We start from the raw sequence: 17,149 nt of genomic DNA, 5'->3' as shown, positions 1-17,149 counted from the left end.
CACCCGCGACTATTAGAACACAATGATTCCTCAAGGCCCGTGGTGAATCGCGGGTCGTCGAGCCCGGGGGCGAGGCGTGCGTCGCATCCGCCGCCCCGTCGAGGCGGACGCCTCGCACCAGTCTAGAGGCTTCCTAGGAATCGGCTCGCAACCGCGCCAGGGCGGTCGCCAAGTCCTCGGGGTATTCACTCGTGAAGGTGACGGTTCGTCCCTTGGTGGGGTGGGCGAACTCGAGCCGGTAGGCGTGCAGCCACTGCCGGGTCAGGCCCAGCCGCTCGGCCATGGTCGGGTCGGCGCCGTAGGTCAGGTCGCCCGCCAGGGGATGGCCCAGGGCCGAGAAGTGGACGCGGATCTGGTGGGTCCGGCCGGTCTCCAGGCCGACGTCCATCAAGGAGGCGCCGGGGAACACCTCGATGGTGTCGTAGTGGGTCACGCTCGGCTTGCCGTCGGCGACGACCGCCCACTTGTAGTCGTGGCGGGGGTGGCGCCCGATCGGCGCGTCCACCGTCCCCGAGAGCGGGTCCGGATGCCCCTGGGCCACGGCCCGGTAGCGCTTGGAGACCCGCCGCTCCTTGAAGGCGCGCTTGAGCTCGGAGTAGGCCGCCTCGCTCTTGGCGACGACCATGAGCCCCGAGGTGCCCACGTCGAGGCGGTGCACGATGCCCTGGCGCTCGTCGGCGCCGTGGCTGGAGAGCCGGTACCCGGCCGCGGCGAGGCCGCCGGTCACGGTGGGGCCCGTCCAGCCCGGGCTCGGGTGGGCGGCGACGCCCACGGGCTTCATGACGACGGCGATGTCCTCGTCGTCGAACACGACGTCGAGGCCCTCGACGGGCTCGGTGTCGCGGACCCGGACGTCCTCGGGCGGCGGCGGCAGGACCACCTCGAGCCAGGCCCCGGCCGACACCCGCTCGGACTTGCTCGCGCAGGGGGCGCCGTCGACGGTCACGTCCCCGGCCGCGACCAGTTCGGCGGCCACGGTGCGCGACAGGCCCAGCAGCCGCGAGACCACCTGGTCGATCCGCTGGCCCTCGAGGCCCTCGGGGATCGGCAGCGACCGGGTCGGGCGCGCGGCGAGGTCGCTCATGCCGGCCCCTTCCCGGCGGTCTCCGGCTCGGGGCGCTTGCGGGACTCCGGCGAGAAGCCGTGGCCGGTGAGCTCGAGCAGCACGACGAGCACGACGCCGCAGCACAGCGCCGAGTCGGCGAGGTTGAAGATGGGGAAGGCCTCGCCGAAGGGCTTGAAGGCGCTGATGAAGTCGACGACGTGGCCGTGCGCGAAGCCGGGGTCGCGGAAGAGGCGGTCGACGAGGTTCCCCGCCGCGCCGCCGAGCACCAGCCCGATGGCGATCGACCAGGCCGGGTAGAGGATGCGGGTGGACAGGAAGACCAGGAACACCGTCACCGCCGAGGCGGCGATGGTGAAGATCCAGGTGTAGCCGGTGCCGAGGCTGAAGGCCGCGCCGGAGTTCCAGGTCAGGCTCAGGTGGATGAGCCCGCCCAGGATGCTCACCGGCTCCCGGGGGTCGAGGTTCGCCTCGGCGAGGGCCTTGGTCCACTGGTCGAGCCCGATCGCCGCGGCGGCGATCAGGAGCGCGGCCAGCGTCAGCCCGGGCCTGCGCTTCGGTCGTCGGGGTGTCTCGTCGGTCCCCGGGCCGCCCTCGGCGGTCCCGGGCTGCGTGTCCTCGCTCAGCGTCGCTCCTCCAGCTGTTTGCAACTGACGCAGAGGGTAGCCGACGGGAACGCGGCGAGCCGCGCCGCCGGGATGGGTTTACCGCACTTCTCACAGAAGCCGTACTCGCCCTCGTCGAGGCGCTCGAGGGCGTGGCTGACCTGCCGGATGCGCTCGGAGATCGCACCGGCCACGGCGACCTCGTGCTCGTGCTCGACGGTCTTGGAGCCGGAGTCGATCTGGTCGTCCCCGGCGGTGTCGCTGAGCCGCTCGCGCTGGGCGACGGCGATCGAGTCGGTGTAGCGCGCCTGCTCGGCGACCAGTTCGTCGAGCCGCTCCTTCAGCGCGGCGCGCAGCTCGGCCTCCTCGCTCTCGGTGCGCGGCCGATGGGTGTCGCGCTCCTCGGCGGCCGGGGCCGCCTTCCGGGCGGCCTTCTTGGCCGCGGCCTTCGCGCCGGTCTCGGCGGCGGGCTTCGCCGCGGTCTTCTTGACCGCGGCCTTCTTCACGGCGGTCTTCTCGGCCGCCTTCTTCGCGGCCTGCTTCTGGGTCTTCTTCGCTGGACTCATGACGCGCCTCTGGAGGGGTGTGTCGGCTCGGGTCGCGGCGGCGCCGGGACACGACGGAGCCGCGGTGGCGGCCCGCATCGGGCGTTCGGCATCGCGGCTCCCGAGATCGCGTACTCCGGACGACCTCGCCGAAACGAGGACAATTGCGCGCCAGGCCCGCCGAAGCGGGGACCTGCCGCGCAATTAAGCACACAGGATACGCAAGACCTGCAACGAGGTCAATTACTTCCAGAACTTGTGTCCGGACTGTGCGTCAGGGCTCAGCGTCCGGCCAGGGGCGCCATGAGCAGTCGGGAGGCCGGCTCGCACAGGGAGCAGGGGGTGAAGCCCAGCTCGAGGGCCTCGGCGACCGGCAGCGGCTCGTGCTCGCGCCCGTGCAGGTGCATGCAGGTCGAGTGGTGGAAGCGGGGGCGGCCGTCGACGACGGCGACCTCGGTGTCCAGGCGCATCAGGGCCGCGGCCTCGACGCTGGAGAGGCGCTGCTCGGCCGGCTCGTCGGCCGTGGACTCGGGGGCGCGGTGGCTCGGCGGGGGCTGGGTGCGGCCCTGGCGCGGCGGGGCGTCCTCGAAGCGCAGCTCGGGGTCGCGGTCGACCGCGTACTCCATGGGCTCGAAGGTCTTGCCTTCGAGGAGGGGCAGTTCGGTGGTCGGCGTGTCGTCGAGGCCGATCCGCCTGAACTGCTGCGTGTCGTCGGCGCTCGGCGACGGCGGGCCGTCCCGTCCGACCTCGTGGCGGGGGGTCACGCGGGGGCGCTTGGCGCCGCGCCCCCGGATGCCCGCGTACAGGGCGGCACCGGCCGCCAGGCTCGCCGCGATGGACGAGACGAGCAATGGATTGTTCCCGGTGATCATGCCGGTGACCAGCAAGACCGCCGCGGTGACGAGGATCAGCAGGCTGCTGACGATCACGTCGAGTCCTCCCCTGCGCGAGGTGCGGGGGCCTCGCGCGGTCCTTCGCGGCCCGTGCGGGCCGCGCCTTCGTTGACGCATGGTGCGGCGGTGAGGGCGGCCGTAGGCACGGCGCCCCCACCCGCTCACTCATGCATAACGAGGCGATCCCCGTTCAGGTTATGGCCCGAGGCGGACCGATGTCCGAGGCTCGGACACCGCCCCGGCCGCCGCGCGGCGGGGCGTCCCGGTCTCCGGAGGACGGCATGGCGTCCCGGCCGGAGGTCGGGGGGAAGGACCCGGTGTCGCGGACGCGAGGGGTCTAGCCGCGCCCGCCCTGCATCACGAAGGCCGACCGGGAGCCGGAGCGCTCGTTCGCGGTCTGCTGCTGGGCCTCCTCGAACGCGTCCTCCTCGGAGCGGCCCTGCTGGCCGTTGAGGTCGCGCAGCTGGCTCTCGAGGTAGAGCTTGAGGCGGGTCCGGTACTCGCGCTCGAAGGTCTTGAGCTCTTCGATGTTGTGCAGCAGGGACGTGCGGGACTCCTCCAGCTGGCCGATGACCTTCTGGCGCTCCTGCTCGGCCTCCATCTCCATGCGGTCGGCCTTGTCGCGGGCCTGGCCCACCAGGTCCTCGGCCTGCGCGCGGGCCTCGGAGACCATCGTCTCGGCCTCGCGCTGCGCCTCGGTGACCATCGTCTGCGACTCGCGCTGGGCCTCGGTGACCATGGTCTTGGACTCGCGCTGGGCCTGCGACATCATCGTCTGCGACTCGCGCTGGGCCTCGGAGACCATCGACTGGGACTCGCGCTGCGCGTCGCCGAGCAGGGTGTCGGCCTCCCGGCGGGAGTCCTCCAGGTGCTCGTCGGCGGTGCGCTGGGCGACCATGAGGAGGCGCAGGGCCTCCTGCTCGCCGCCGGCCGCCGGAGCGGCGGCGTCCTGCTGCGGGCCGCGCTGGGCGAGCTCCTGCTGGAGCTGCTGCGCCTGCTGCTGCGCGGCCACCATCTGCTGGTGCATCTCGTGCAGCTCGGCGTCGAGCTCCTGGAGCTGCTGCTCCATGGCGTGCTTCTCCCGCTGCACCCGGTCGAGTGCGGCGGCCATCTCGGCGTGGTCGGCGGCTCCGGGGGGAGCACCGGCGCGGAGGCTCTCGAGCTGGGCGCGAAGCTCGCCGTTCTCATCGCTGAGGCGAGCGAGCTCACGCTCGACCTCATCGAGGAACCCGTCGACCTCGTCCTCGTCGTATCCGCGCTTTCCGAGCATGGGTTTCTTGAACGTGACGTTGTGAACGTCTGCTGGGGTCAGCGGCATTCGAAACTCCTTCTCAGCTGTTCGCCTGGCGCACAAGGCCGTCCAACACGATAACCGTGCCGTGCACCCCTGCCCGGAGCTGCTAGGAGATCAGTCCCCCGATGACGAAGTCCATCAGGATCCACACGACCAGGAGCAGCGCCAGGAACGCCAGATCAATCGATACAGTACCAAGCCTGAGAGGGGGTATCACCTTCCTCAACCCCTTCAGGGGAGGGTCGGTCACGCTGTACACCGTCTCCAGCACCGCCGCGGCCTTCGGCCCGGGCTCCCAGCGGCGGGAGAACTGGATCACCACGCTGCACACCAGGCGAGCCAGCAGGAACAGGTAGAAGGCGAAGAGCGCCAGATAGATCAGCTGCAGTGCCAGGTTCACGGTCTGGAGTCTATCCCGCCCTCAGGACTGGTTGAAGAACCCGCCCTCGGCGATCTTGGCCTTGTCCTCGGCCGTCACCTGGACGTGGGGCGGGGAGAGCAGGAACACACGGTTGGTCACCCGCTCGAAGGAGCCCCGGGTCCCGAAGATGAGCCCCGCGGCGAAGTCGACCAGGCGCTTGGCGTCGGCCTCCTCCATCTCCGAGAGGTTCATGATCACCGGCGTGCCGTCGCGGTAGCGCTCGCCGATGGTCCGGGCCTCGTTGTAGGTCGTCGGGTGCAGGGTGGTGATCCGGTAGTTCGCGTGGGACTCCTCCTCGGCCGGGACCGCCCGCACGGGGGCGGGCTCGGCGAGCGCGAGGTTGTCCCGGGTGAGCGGCGTGACCGAGCCCGACCCGCGGTTGAGCTGCCTGACGGTGCCGCGGTCCTCGGCGGCGCGTCCGACGCGGCCGGTGGTCCGCTGCGCGCCGCGCGCCCGCGCCGGGGGCTGCTGCTGCTCCTCGGCGAACTCGTCGCCCTCCTCGTAACCGTTGCTGTAGCCGCGATCGTCCTCGTCCTCGATGAGGCCGAGCCAGATGCCTGCCTTCCGCATCGCGCCCATCGATCGTGCTCCCTCCTCGGGCCGCCCCTGCTGAGTCAGGTACGCGGTCTCATCCTAGCGCCGACTCCTTACACGGATGTGTTTTTGCCCGACTAATCAACCGCCGCCCGCGGCTTCGGTGTCACTGCCGCCCCATACCTTACGCCATCGGTTCACGTTCGCCGAGCACGTTTCTCCCCAGTCTGACCATTGTGGCCCCCGCATTGACCGCGGCGGCGAAGTCGCCGCTCATGCCGGCGGAGATCTCGGCGGCGCCGGAGTCGACGCGGCGCACCGCCTCCGAGCACTCGGCGAGCAGGGCGAAGGCCTTGGCGGGCTCCCATCCGAGCGGGGCGACCGCCATGACGCCCTTGAGGTTCAGGTACGGGGCGGCCGCGATGCGCTCGGCGAGGGATCCGACCTCGCCCACCGGCGCGCCGCCGCGCGCGACGTCGCCGTCGAGGCTCACCTGGATCAGGGCGTTCACGGTGCGGCCGCGGTCGCCCGAGGCGCGGTCGAGCGCGTCGGCGAGCGGCGCGCGGTCGATCGAGTGCACCCAGTCGGCGTACGCGGCGACCGAGCGGGCCTTGTTGCGCTGGAGGCGGCCGACGAAGTGCCACACCGGTTCCAGGCCCCGAGCTGCCAGTTCGGCGGCCTTCGGCGCGGCCTCCTGGTCGCGGTTCTCCCCCAGGTCGGCCTGGCCGAGCTCGACGAGGGCGGCGGCGTCGTCGGCCGGGAAGGTCTTGGTGACGGCGACGAGTCGGACCGATCCGGGCTCCCGCCCGGCGTCGGCGCAGGCCTCACTGAGGGCCTGGCGCGTCCGGTTCAGGTTGTCCTGCAACTGGATTCGTCGCGCTTGCGTGGTCAAGATCGGGATCCTCGGCGGTCGCGGGGCGGTCAGGGTCCGGGCGGCGCTCCGTCGGGCGGCCTCGGCGGCGCCTGCGGGCCGCGGCCCGACGGCGCGCCGCCGCTAGAAGCCGTCCTTGAGGAAGGCCGGGACGTCCACGTCGTCGAACAGGACCTTGCCGCCGCCGGTCTCGCGCTCCGGCTCGGGCTCGGGGCGGTGGATCGGCTCGGGCTTCTGCTCGGGCAGCGCGGTGATGCGGCTCGGCTGCGCCAGTTCGAACGCGGCCTCGTCCTCGACGTCGAACCCGGCGGCGATCACGGTCACCCGGGCCTCCTCGCCGAGGGCGTCGTCGATGACCGCGCCGAAGATGATGTTCGCGTCGGTGTGGGCGCAGTCCGAGACGAGCTCGGCCGCGTCGTTGATCTCGAACAGGCCGAGGTCCGAGCCGCCGGCGATGGACAGGAGCACGCCGCGCGCGCCCTCCATGCTCTGCTCCAGCAGGGGCGACTCGATCGCGGCGCGGGCCGCCTCGACCGCGCGGTTCTCCCCGCGCGCCGAGCCGATGCCCATGAGGGCCGAGCCCGCGCCGGACATGACGCTCTTGACGTCGGCGAAGTCGAGGTTGATGAGGCCGGGCGTGGTGATGAGGTCGGTGATGCCCTGGACGCCGGAGAGCAGAACCTGGTCGGCGAGGCGGAAGGCGTCCATCATGGAGATGGAGCGGTCGCCGAGGTGGAGCAGGCGGTCGTTGGGGATGACGATGAGCGTGTCGCACTCGTTGCGCAGATCCTCTATTCCCGAGACGGCCTGCGTCTGGCGCCGCTTGCCCTCGAAGGCGAACGGGCGGGTCACGACGCCGATGGTGAGCGCGCCGAGCTTGCGGGCGATGTTGGCGATGACGGGCGCGCCGCCGGTGCCGGTGCCGCCGCCCTCGCCGCAGGTCACGAAGACCATGTCGGCGCCCTTGAGGACCTCTTCGATCTCGTCGCGGTGGTCCTCGCAGGCCTTCGCCCCCACTTCGGGGTTGGCGCCCGCGCCGAGGCCGCGGGTCAACTCGCGGCCGACGTCCAGTTTGACGTCGGCGTCGCTCATCAGAAGCGCCTGCGCGTCGGTGTTGATGGCGATGAACTCGACGCCCTTGAGCCCCGCCTCGATCATCCGGTTGACAGCATTGACGCCGCCGCCTCCGACTCCAACGACTTTGATGACGGCGAGGTAGTTGTGCGGTGGTGTCATCGCTGCTGCCTTCCTTCCCTGACCGGCCCTGGGTGCGACAAACGGGATGTGTGTGACACCCGCTCCCCCTTAACGCTAACTCACAGTGGGCGCATCCGGTGCGCTGACATCGACATGTTCGTACCCGCTCGCCAACAATCGATCGGCCACCTCGGCTTTCTGCTCGCCCTCGGAGCCGTCGCCCCACTGGATCGTCCGTCCATCCTCGAGGAACAGCGTGATGCCCGCGGGCGAGGGGGACTCCACGTGCTCGACCTCGGCGGCGATGTCCTCGGGCAGCGAGCGCAGCACGGCGATCGTCTCGGTCGTGGCCAGGTCGCCGGGGCCGGGGTCGTCGAGTTCGACCCTCCACATCGATCCGGGGACGGCGTCGGTCTCGTCGAATACGACGCCGTCGTCGTCGACCATGAGAAAAGTCTCGCCGTCCGACGGAACGGCGAGAAAGGGCTCGCGTTCGGTGACCGCGACGCGCACCGCGTCGGGCCACGAGCGGGTGACCTCGACCGACTCGACGGGCGCGAGGGCGGCGACCGACTCGGCGATGCCGTCGAGGTCCGCGCCGAGCACCGAGCGGCCCACGGCCTCCTCGCCGAGCGCGGCGACCTCGGCGGGGTCGAGGACCGAGGTGCCGGTGACGTCGATGCGCTCGACCGCGAACAGGGGCGTCGTCCACACGATGACGAAGGCCGCCAGTGCGAGCGCCAGCGCGCCGCCGGCGATCCATCCCAGCCGCCGGTTCGGCAGGCGGCGGCGCACCACGTGGACCAGCCGCCAGGGCCCGGTTCCGGTCTCGTTGTCAGGGCCGCTCATGGGTCGATGATGGCACGCGGGGGCCACGGGACGGTGGCGGCTCGCCAGGGGCTCGGATAAGGTTAGGCAAACCTTATTCCTTAGGAGGACCCGCGTGGCGACGCAGACAGAGGCACTGACCGAGACCCCGGTGCGGCCGTTCGACCTGTTCCCCGTCGAGGTCGCGGCGGTGCGGCGCCTCAGCCCCTCCTTCGTGCGCGTGACCTTCGCGGGCGAGGGGCTCGAGCACTTCGCCGACAACGGGTACGACCAGCGCTTCAAGCTGATCTTCCCGGCCCCCGCCTGCGGTTTCGACAAGATGCCCACGAGCGAGCGCTGGTACTCCGAGCTGCGCGCCCTCCCCGAGGAGGAGCAGTGCCCCGTGCGCACCTACACTGTGCGGGCCGTGCGGCCCGCGCTGCGGGAGGTCGATGTGGACATGGTGGTCCACGAGGCGCACGGCGAGGACGACTGCGGCCCGGCGCTGCGGTGGCTGCGCGAGGCGGCCGCGGGCGACCGGCTGCTGCTGCTGGGCCCGGACGCGCGCTGGGAGGGCCCGCACGGCGGCGTGGACTTCCACGCGCCCGAGGGCGCCGAGATCCTCGTCGCGGGCGACGAGACCGCGCTCCCGGCGATCGCGGCGATCCTGGAGGACCTGCCGATCACCGCGCGCGGCAAGGCGTTCGTCGAGGTCCCCGAGGCCGCCGACGCCATGGCGCTCGACGCCCCCGAGGACGTCGAGGTGGTCTGGCTGGCGCGGGAGGGCGCGCCCTGGGGCGAGCTGCTGGTCCCGGCGGTCACCGAGGCGGCCCGCGGCATGGACTTCGCCGTGACCGATCAGTTCGACGAGGTCGACGACGAGATGATCTGGGAGGTGCCCCAGGAGGCGGCCCAGAGCGACGCGTACGTGTGGATCGCGGCCGAGACCGGCGTGGTCAAGACGCTGCGCTTCACGATCCGCAAGGAGCTGGGCCTGCCGAAGGAGTCGGGGGCCTTCATGGGCTACTGGCGCAACGGGAGGGCCTGGGACTAGCGGGCACCGCGAACGGCGGCGGGGGCGATCGGAGCGATCCGGTCGCCCTTCGCCGTTCGGGCGGCCCGCGCCCGGAGGCGCGGGCCGCTGCGCGCTAGCGCAGGAGGTCGTCCGGCATGAGGGAGACGGGCGGGGCGCCCATGGTGACCACGACGTCGCCTTCGGCCGCGAGGGCCTTGACGGCGGCGGGGACGTCGTCCCACTCGGCGACGAAGACCCGGTCCTCCTCGGGCAGGGCGATCGCGTCCCGGAGGGCCTGCCCCCCTTCGCCTTCGGGGACCTCCTCGCCGGGGCCGAAGATCTCCATGACGACGACCTTGTCGGCGAGCGAGAGCGCCTCGGCGATCTCCTCGCGCATCGCGATGGTGCGGTAGGCCCGGTAGGGCTGGAAGACCACCACGAGGCGGCCGGGGGCGGCGACCTCCTTGAGGGTCTTGACGGCCTCGGTCATCGCCGTGGGGTGGTAGGCGTACTCGTCGAAGACCGCGTAGCCGTCGATCTCGCCGCGCTTCTCGAACCGGCGCTTGACGCCCCCGAAGGCGGCGATCCCGGCGGCGATGTCCTCGGGCTCGAGCCCGAGGTAGAGGCCCGTCGCGATCGCGGCGGCCGAGTTGAGGGCGATGTGCCTGCCCGGCATGGGCAGGTGGAAGCGGCCCAGGACCTGGTTCTGGTGCAGGACCGTGTAGTCGACGCCGTCCTTGTCGGACTCGACGTCGCCGAGCTGGACGTCGGCGCCGTCGCGGTAGCCGTAGGTGGCGACGGTGCGCCCCTCGGCGCGGAGCGTCCGGGCGAGCTCGGCGGTGCCGGGGTTGTCGGCGCAGAGGACGAGCAGGCCGTCCTTGTCGGTGTTGCGGCAGAACCGCTCGAACGCCGCGGTGAGGGCCTCCATGTCGCCGTAGTTGTTCAGGTGGTCGACGTCGATGTTGGTGACGATCCCGACCTCGGGCCGGTAGCGCAGGAAGGACCGGTCGGACTCGTCGGCCTCGGCCACGAAGAGGTCCCCGGCGCCGTGGGCGCCGGTGAAGGCCCCGATGTTCTCGCCGCCGTTCACATAGGACGGCTCGAGTCCGGCGTGCTCGAGCATCTGCGTGATGATCGCGGTGGTGGTGGTCTTGCCGTGGGTCCCGGTGACCACGATCGAGCGGCGGCCGGTCATCGCGGCGGCGAGCGCCTCGGAGCGGTGGTAGACGCGGACGCCGCGGCGGCGCGCCTCGGCGACCTCGAGGTGCTCGTCGTTGTGCGCGGTGGAGCGGACCACGGTGTCGACGCCGTCGAGGTTCGAGGCGGCGTGCTCGCGGTGCAGGGCGACGCCGAGGCGCTCGAGCTCGGGCAGGCTCGGCCAGTCCTTCAGCTCGGAGCCGGACACGGGCAGCCCGCGGGTGGCGTACAGGCGGGTGAGGCCGTTCATGCCGACGCCGCCGACGCCGATGAAGAGGACCCGCCCCAGGTCCTCGGCGGTGACGCCCTCGTCGATCGGGCTGCTCAGGTCGTTGGGATCGGTCATGCCTGCTGGACCACCTTCAGCGTGTAGTTGCGGAGCGCCTCGTCGCCGGTGCGGGAGCCGAAGGCGGCCGCGGCCTGCGACATCCGCGCGACGTGGGCGGGGTCGGTGATGACCGGGACGAGGTTGGCCTCGATCCAGCCGGGGCTGAGGTTCTCGTCGTCGCAGAACATGGCGCCGCCGGCGGCGACCACGGGCCCGGCGTTGCGGTACTGCTCCTTGTTGCCCCACGGCATGGGGACGAACACGGTGGGGATGCCGAGGGCCGAGACCTCGGCGACGGTCATGGAGCCGCCGCGGGCGAGGACCATGTCGGCGGCGGCGTAGCCGAGGTCCATGCGGTCGAGGTAGGGCAGCGTCCGGTACGGGACGGGCAGTCCCTCGGGGATGTGGATAGGCTCGTCGCGGCGGGCGCCGGTGATGTGGAGGACCTGGACGCCGCGGTGCGTGAGCGCCTGGGCCGCGCCGGAGACGGCGTTGTTGATCGAGGCCGCGCCCTGGGAGCCGCCGTAGACGAACAGGACCGGGCGCCGCGGGTCGAGGCCGAAGTACTGGCAGGCCTGGGCGCGCATGGCGCCGCGGTCGAGGTGGGAGATCTCGGGGCGCAGCGGGACGCCGGTGATCGTGCCGTCGGCCAGCAGCGGGGACGCCTGCGGCAGGTGGGGGAAGCCGAGGGCGAGGTTGTCGCTGAACTTGAGGGCCATCTTGTTGGCGACGCCGGGCGGGTCGTTGAACTCGAAGATGACCATGGGGGTCTTGCGGCGCCAGGCGGCGAGGTAGGCGGGGACGGCCACGTAGCCGCCGAAGCCGACCACGACGTCGGCCTGGACCTCGTCGAGGATGTCGCGGGTGGCCTTCATGGCCTTGAGCATCCGGGGCGCGGTCAGCAGCAGGTCGAGGTTGACCTTGCGGGGCAGCTGGTGCGCCGGGACGTTGCGCAGGTCGTAGCCGGCCTTGGGGATGAGGTCGTTCTCCAGGCCCTTCTCGGTGCCGAGGCAGGTGACGCGGAGATGGGGGTCGTGCCGGCGCAGGCAGTCGGCGTAGGCCAGGAGCGGGTAGATGTGGCCGCCGGTGCCGCCGCCGGCGAGGACGACCGATCGAAGCTGAGGCAACGTCATGTCTTTCTGGTCGTAGGAGTCTGCTCGGTGGTCGCCGAGTCGGATTCGGAGCGAGGGGCGGGCGGCAGGGGGGCCCAGAGCAAGCGTACGAGACGCGAGGGGTTGCGGGCCCGCAGCGCCCGGGCGGCGTCGGGTTCGGCACGCGCGAACCCGGCGAGCATCCCGACGGCGGCGAGCACGACGACGAGCGCGGTGCCGCCGTCGGAGATGAACGGCAGCGGGACGCCGGTCATGGGGATGAGGCCCAGGACGCCGCCGATGTTGATGAACGCCTGCCCGGCGAGCCAGATGGTGACGCCCGCGGCCACCAGGGCGCGGAACGGGTCGTCGGAGCGGCGCGCGATGCGGAAGCCCGTGTAGACCAGGACCCCGAAGAGCGCGAGGATCACCAGGCAGCCGACGACGCCGAGCTCCTCGGCGATGAGCGCGAAGATGAAGTCGTTGTGGCCGTTGGGGAGCCATTCCCACTTCTGGCGGCTCTCGCCGAGGCCGACGCCGAACCAGCCGCCGTCGGCGATCGCGTAGTAGCCCTGGATGGCCTGGTAGCCCCAGGTGTCGGCGTAGTCCTCGGGGCGGGAGAAGGAGAGGATGCGCTCCATCCGGTAGCCCTCGAAGGCGATGAGCAGGGCCGAGCCGACCAGGGCGGTGCCGAGCAGGACGCCGAGGATGCGCAGCGGCACGCCCGAGGCCCACAGCAGGCCGATGAACATGGCCACGATGATGAGCATGGTGCCCAGGTCGGCGTAGCCGATGACGACCATCAGGAGCCCCGCGATGGGGAACATCGGGATGGCGAGGTCCCGCCAGGAGGCGATGCGCGGGCCCAGGCGCACGAGCGAGTCCGCGGCCCACAGCAGGAGCGCGAACTTGGCGATCTCGGCGGGCTGGAACTGCACCGGCCCCAGGTGGATCCACAGGTGGTCGGCGGCGCCCTCGGCGGTCTGGTCCCGGGAGTCGCGGATCGACATGACCACCAGGAACAGGCCGAGCAGGATCGATACGACCAGGAGCGGGCGCGAGACGGCCCGGTAGGTGCGCGAGGGGAGGCGCTGGGCGACCCAGAAGGCGACCAGGCCCACCACGGCCCACACGACCTGCTGGAGGATCACGGCGTAGGGGTCGCCGGTGGCCTCGTAGGACTCGACCATCGTGGCCGAGAAGACCATGACGAGCCCGATGGTGAGCAGCAGCGCCGCGGAGGAGAGCAGCAGGTAGTAGGAGGCGAGCGGGCGGTCGAGCAGACCGCGCAGCAGCTCCGTGAACCCGCTCCTCACCCGGCCTCGCCCCCGATCAGGGACCGTGCGGCGGCCGCGAACGCGTCCCCGCGGTGGGCGTAGGAGTCGAACATGTCGTAGGAGGCCGCGGCCGGGGACAGGAGCACCGTGTCCCCCGGCTGCGCGAAGCCCGCGGCGCGGGCGGCGACGTCGGTCATGACCGCATCGTCGCCGCCGTCGAGGACGACCACGGGGAGGTCCGGGGCGTGTCGCGCCAGCGCGTCGGCGAGCAGGGCCCGGTCCTCGCCGATGAGGACCGCGGCGCGCATCTTCGGGGCGTACTGCGCCGCGAGCCCGTCGACGTCGACGCCTTTGAGCTGGCCGCCGGCGACCCACACGATGGAGTCGTAGGCGGCGAGCGCGGCGGCGGCGGCGTGCGGGTTGGTGGCCTTGGAGTCGTCGACCCAGGTGACGCCGCCCGCCTCGGCGAACACGACGTTGCGGTGCGGCTCGGGGAGGTACTTCCGGACGGCCTCGCCGATGTCGCGGTGGGAGACGCCGACCTCGCGGGCCAGCGCGGCGGCCGCGAGGGCGTTGGCGACGTTGTGCCACCCGGCGGGGCGCACGTCGCCGACCGAGCAGATCTGGACCGGCTCGGGGCCGGTGTAGTCGACGAGGAAGCCGAGGGCCACGCCGAACTGGCCCGGCTCGGGCTGGTTCAGGGTGAAGCCGACGGTCTCGGCGTCGGTGCGCTTGGCGAGGGCGACCACGGCGGGGTCGTCGAGGTTGACCACGGCGCGGCCGCCGCGCCACACGGCGGCCTTGGCCTCGGCGTAGGCGTCGAAGCTCCCGTGCCAGTCGAGATGGTCGGGGGCGAGGTTGAGCACGGCGCCGGCGGTCGGCGCGAGCGACGAGGACCAGTGGAGCTGGTAGCTGGAGAGCTCGACGGCGATCACGTCGAAGGGCCCGTCGGCGGCCTGGATGAGCGGGACGCCGATGTTGCCCAGCGCGGCGGTGCGCAGGCCCGCGGTCTCGAGCATGGCGGCGAGCATGGTCGTGGTCGTGGTCTTGCCGTTGGTGCCGGTGACGGCGAGCCAGCGGGCCGCGTCCGGTCCCCGCAGGCGCCAGGCGAGCTCGGGCTCGGAGAACGCCTCGATCCCGGCCGCCCGCGCGGCGGCCGCGATCGGGTGGTGCGGCGGGAACCCGGGCGACAGGACCACCTGCCCGATCCCGTCCAGGAGGGCGGGGTCGAACTCGGGGGCGACGACGCAGGCCGCGCCGCGCTCGGCGAGGGCGCGGAGCCGCTCGGAGTCGGCGCGGTCGTACACGGTGACCGCGGCCCCCCGATCGAGGAGGGCCTCGGCGCACGCGGACCCGGCGACGCGGGCGCCGGCCACGAGGACGCGGTCGGCGACCGCCGCGGGCGGAGTGGTTCCCATGCTCATCGGCGCCCTACCCGGCCATGCGCAGGAAGTCGGCGAAGAAGAATCCGAGGGCGATGGCGACGCCGATGCCCGAGATGATCCAGAAGCGGACCACGATGGTCACCTCGGACCATCCGGCGAGCTCGAAGTGGTGCTGGATGGGCGACATGCGGAAGACCCGTCTGCCGGTGAGCTTGAACGAGGTCACCTGGATCATGACGCTGGCGGTGCAGATGACGAACAGGGCGCCGATGATCGGCAGCAGCAGGATCGTCTTGGAGGCGAACGCCAGCCCGGCGATGAGCGCGCCCAGGCTCAGCGAGCCGGAGTCGCCCATGAAGATCTGCGCGGGCGAGGTGTTCCACCACAGGAAGCCGAACATGGCCCCGGCGGCGGCACCGGCGATGAGCGCGATCTCGAGCGGGTCGCGGACGTCGTAGCAGAGGTCGGCGGTCGGCTCGCCGGGGCCGCCGCACCAGTGGCGGTACTCCCAGAAGCCGATGATCATGTACGCCATGAAGGCCATCATGGACGCGCCGGTGGCGAGGCCGTCGAGGCCGTCGGTCAGGTTGACGCCGTTGGCGGTGGCGTTGACCAGGAGGACGATGAGGACGACCATCCCGATCTTGGTGACGTTGAGCCACTCCACGTCGCGGGTGAAGGAGACGAAGGGCGTCGCGACGGTCTCGGCGATCTCGTTGGTGTCGATCGAGCCGGTGTAGTAGACCGCGACGAGGCCGAAGACCGTGGCCGCGATGGTGAGGCCGAGGACCTTGGCCCTGCCGGAGATGCCCCCGGAGTGCTTGCGGCGGATCTTGAGCCAGTCGTCGATGAAGCCGACGAAGCCGCAGGCGACGAACAGGCCGATGAGGACGATGCCGGTGGCGGTGAAGCCGGTGGGGCGGGTGAGGGTCACGCCGTCGACGCGCTCGGGGAGCGCCATGAGGACCAGGTGGCCGCAGACGTAGGCGAGCACGGTCGTCACGATGAAGACGACGCCGCCCATGGTGGGGGTGCCGGCCTTGGCGAGGTGGGTCTGGGGGCCGTCGGTGCGGATGGGCTGGCCCGCCTTCAGGCGGCGGAAGGCCTTGGCCGCGAGCGGCGTCAGTGCCATGGTGAGCGCGAACGCCACGAACGCGGCGACGATGACAGCTCTCACTGGTCGGTTTCCTGCTTCCTTCTTCTTTTCGTTCCAGGAACGAGCAAGGGTGGGATGTTTCGCTCTCCGCAAAGGCATTTGCCGGTGCTGGAGTCCTGGTCCGGCAGTCTGGACCGTCGGCGGTCGATTCGTTCCTGCAATACCTGTTTGACCCGTGTGTGCGGGGTGTACAGGGCGATGTCGGGATCGCTCAATCTTTGCAGGACGTTGACCGCTGCGGCGTGGTCGGCCTGCCACACGGCCCTGCACTCGGTGCAGTGAAGCCGGTCCCCTTCGCGGACGCCGAAGGCGTCCGATCCGGGGATGACTTGTGACGTGTAGGCGGCGTTTACCAGCCGCACCGCAGAACCTCTGCGGTCCGACACAGATTTCAGCGCTTCGGCGGTGACCCCTTTGGTCCACGCCGCCAAGCGACGGTTGGTGTTCTTCCCCAGCCTCTTGCGGCCGACGAAGGTCTTCGCGAGGTCCTCAGCAACGATCACGCCCGCCTTGTCCATTACACGGTGGATTGCAGCGAACGTGATGGTACGGACCTTCGCCTTGAATACACGGCGGTGCCGGTCTCGCTTGACGGTGCCGAGGTCGGCCACTCGGATGCGCTCGGCTTTCTCCTGGTCACCACGCTTCTCAGCGCTCTCGGCGAGGGAACGCAGCTTTGCACGCCGCGCGTTCTTGGTCTTCAAACGATCGGACTCGGCGGTGAGCAGTTCGCCCAGTCCCGTGCCGTGCTGCTCACCGTCCGAGTCAATGAGAACCTCGGTATAGCCCTTGTCCACTCCGAGAGTTCGATCACCGCTGGGGCGCTGGGAGGATTTCATTCCGGTCGCGTCAATGGTGTAGTGGACCTCGATGCGGCCGCCGCGCAGGATGAGCCGCAGGGTCCCCGAGGGCGCCGTACGGGTGTCCAGGGGGATCTTCACGAGCTGACGGCGCTCCAGACCCGGTACGGCGAGCCAACAATCGCCTCCCTCAGTGAGGGTGAAGGTCTTGTACTGGTCGGAGCGCACGATGATCTGGTTGCATGTGCGGTTCCGTCCGCGCCTCGCGTGCCTGCGCATCATCCTGGACAGATATGGATCGGCGGTCCACCGATCGGACTTCAGCGCCGTGTACAGGCGCTTGCGCTCCATCTCATCCGTGGTGTGGCGACGAATTGCACTGCGAACTCGGATCTTGGCCGAAGCCCTACGAGCGGTGATGTCCGCGACCGCATCGCGCACGGTCTCCTTCCAAGCGTTGGCCAGCACACCAAAGTCATCGCCGGTGCCGTCCCGCATCCAGGAATCACGGATAGTCCGGTCACGGACGCCCACTCCCGCAACGGACCCGTGTTCGCGCCAGACTTTGGAGCGAACGACGCCCAGTCTCCGTGCCTGCTCGGCAAGTTGATCGTACTTGCTTGCGTTGAGCCCTCGCGAGAACGCGATGCGCGTAACCTTGGTGTCCATT

Annotated in this window: 17 protein-coding genes; 1 reads left to right on the top strand and 16 read right to left on the bottom strand. The window is 71.1% G+C overall.

Going from position 1 to position 17,149, the window contains the following annotated elements:
* Positions 1-133: 133 nt before the first annotated feature.
* From LO763_RS13020 to LO763_RS12975, 10 genes are all read right to left on the bottom strand, one after another.
* Complete coding sequence (locus LO763_RS13020) at positions 134-1,084, bottom strand: RluA family pseudouridine synthase (protein WP_230602730.1); 951 nt, start codon at positions 1,082-1,084, stop codon at positions 134-136.
* Entirely contained in the window at positions 1,081-1,713 is a 633-nt protein-coding gene (gene lspA, locus LO763_RS13015; RefSeq protein WP_230602728.1) for a signal peptidase II, read from the bottom strand. The genes LO763_RS13020 and lspA overlap by 4 nt, the downstream gene beginning before the upstream one ends.
* A complete protein-coding gene (locus tag LO763_RS13010; RefSeq protein ID WP_369431985.1) occupies positions 1,686-2,174 on the bottom strand; it encodes a TraR/DksA family transcriptional regulator in 489 nt (162 codons plus the stop codon). Before LO763_RS13010 ends, lspA begins: the two co-directional genes overlap by 28 nt.
* Positions 2,175-2,494: 320 nt before the next feature.
* The gene (locus tag LO763_RS13005; RefSeq protein ID WP_230602724.1) at positions 2,495-3,142 is read right to left on the bottom strand and encodes a hypothetical protein; all 648 of its coding nucleotides are present in this window, start codon (positions 3,140-3,142) and stop codon (positions 2,495-2,497) included.
* Positions 3,143-3,443: 301 nt separating this feature from the next.
* A complete protein-coding gene (locus tag LO763_RS28950) occupies positions 3,444-4,424 on the bottom strand; it encodes a DivIVA domain-containing protein (protein WP_255672360.1) in 981 nt (326 codons plus the stop codon).
* A gap of 82 nt (positions 4,425-4,506) precedes the next feature.
* On the bottom strand, positions 4,507-4,800 hold the full coding sequence (locus LO763_RS12995; RefSeq protein WP_230602722.1) for a YggT family protein: 294 nt from the start codon (positions 4,798-4,800) through the stop codon (positions 4,507-4,509).
* A 21-nt stretch (positions 4,801-4,821) separates the two neighbouring features.
* Positions 4,822-5,400, bottom strand: a complete 579-nt coding sequence (locus tag LO763_RS12990; protein ID WP_230602720.1) for a cell division protein SepF — start codon at positions 5,398-5,400, stop codon at positions 4,822-4,824.
* Between the two features lie 139 nt (positions 5,401-5,539).
* A complete protein-coding gene (locus LO763_RS12985) occupies positions 5,540-6,256 on the bottom strand; it encodes a YggS family pyridoxal phosphate-dependent enzyme (protein ID WP_439650292.1) in 717 nt (238 codons plus the stop codon).
* Positions 6,257-6,349: 93 nt separating this feature from the next.
* The gene (gene ftsZ / locus LO763_RS12980) at positions 6,350-7,462 is read right to left on the bottom strand and encodes a cell division protein FtsZ (RefSeq protein WP_230602716.1); all 1,113 of its coding nucleotides are present in this window, start codon (positions 7,460-7,462) and stop codon (positions 6,350-6,352) included.
* A gap of 75 nt (positions 7,463-7,537) precedes the next feature.
* Positions 7,538-8,272: a cell division protein FtsQ/DivIB gene (locus tag LO763_RS12975; RefSeq protein WP_230602714.1), complete on the bottom strand. Its 735-nt coding sequence runs from the start codon at positions 8,270-8,272 to the stop codon at positions 7,538-7,540.
* 115 nt (positions 8,273-8,387) lie between these two features.
* Here LO763_RS12975 and LO763_RS12970 point away from each other — a divergent pair, with 115 nt between their 5' ends.
* Positions 8,388-9,284 (top strand): siderophore-interacting protein, encoded by an 897-nt coding sequence (locus LO763_RS12970; RefSeq protein WP_255672412.1) that lies wholly within the window; start codon positions 8,388-8,390, stop codon positions 9,282-9,284.
* Between the two features lie 94 nt (positions 9,285-9,378).
* Here LO763_RS12970 and murC read toward each other — a convergent pair whose 3' ends face one another.
* Genes murC through LO763_RS12940 form a run of 6 tightly spaced genes read right to left on the bottom strand, consistent with a single transcriptional unit; the run spans position 9,379 to position 17,148 of the window.
* Positions 9,379-10,788, bottom strand: a complete 1,410-nt coding sequence (gene murC / locus LO763_RS12965; protein ID WP_230602710.1) for a UDP-N-acetylmuramate--L-alanine ligase — start codon at positions 10,786-10,788, stop codon at positions 9,379-9,381.
* Complete coding sequence (locus LO763_RS12960) at positions 10,785-11,897, bottom strand: UDP-N-acetylglucosamine--N-acetylmuramyl-(pentapeptide) pyrophosphoryl-undecaprenol N-acetylglucosamine transferase (protein ID WP_369431984.1); 1,113 nt, start codon at positions 11,895-11,897, stop codon at positions 10,785-10,787. The genes murC and LO763_RS12960 overlap by 4 nt, the downstream gene beginning before the upstream one ends.
* Positions 11,898-11,899: 2 nt before the next feature.
* Positions 11,900-13,177 (bottom strand): putative lipid II flippase FtsW, encoded by a 1,278-nt coding sequence (gene ftsW, locus LO763_RS12955; protein ID WP_230602706.1) that lies wholly within the window; start codon positions 13,175-13,177, stop codon positions 11,900-11,902.
* Complete coding sequence (gene murD / locus LO763_RS12950) at positions 13,174-14,556, bottom strand: UDP-N-acetylmuramoyl-L-alanine--D-glutamate ligase (RefSeq protein WP_230602704.1); 1,383 nt, start codon at positions 14,554-14,556, stop codon at positions 13,174-13,176. The genes ftsW and murD overlap by 4 nt, the downstream gene beginning before the upstream one ends.
* A 13-nt stretch (positions 14,557-14,569) precedes the next feature.
* On the bottom strand, positions 14,570-15,700 hold the full coding sequence (gene mraY, locus LO763_RS12945; RefSeq protein WP_230602702.1) for a phospho-N-acetylmuramoyl-pentapeptide-transferase: 1,131 nt from the start codon (positions 15,698-15,700) through the stop codon (positions 14,570-14,572).
* Complete coding sequence (locus tag LO763_RS12940) at positions 15,697-17,148, bottom strand: zinc ribbon domain-containing protein (RefSeq protein ID WP_230602700.1); 1,452 nt, start codon at positions 17,146-17,148, stop codon at positions 15,697-15,699. The genes mraY and LO763_RS12940 overlap by 4 nt, the downstream gene beginning before the upstream one ends.
* Position 17,149 lies beyond the last annotated feature (1 nt).

Source organism: Glycomyces amatae (assembly GCF_020991375.1).
GTDB lineage: Bacteria > Actinomycetota > Actinomycetes > Mycobacteriales > Micromonosporaceae > Glycomyces > Glycomyces amatae.
Note: the sequence above shows the minus strand (reverse complement) of the source record. Positions and strands in the feature narration are given on the sequence as shown.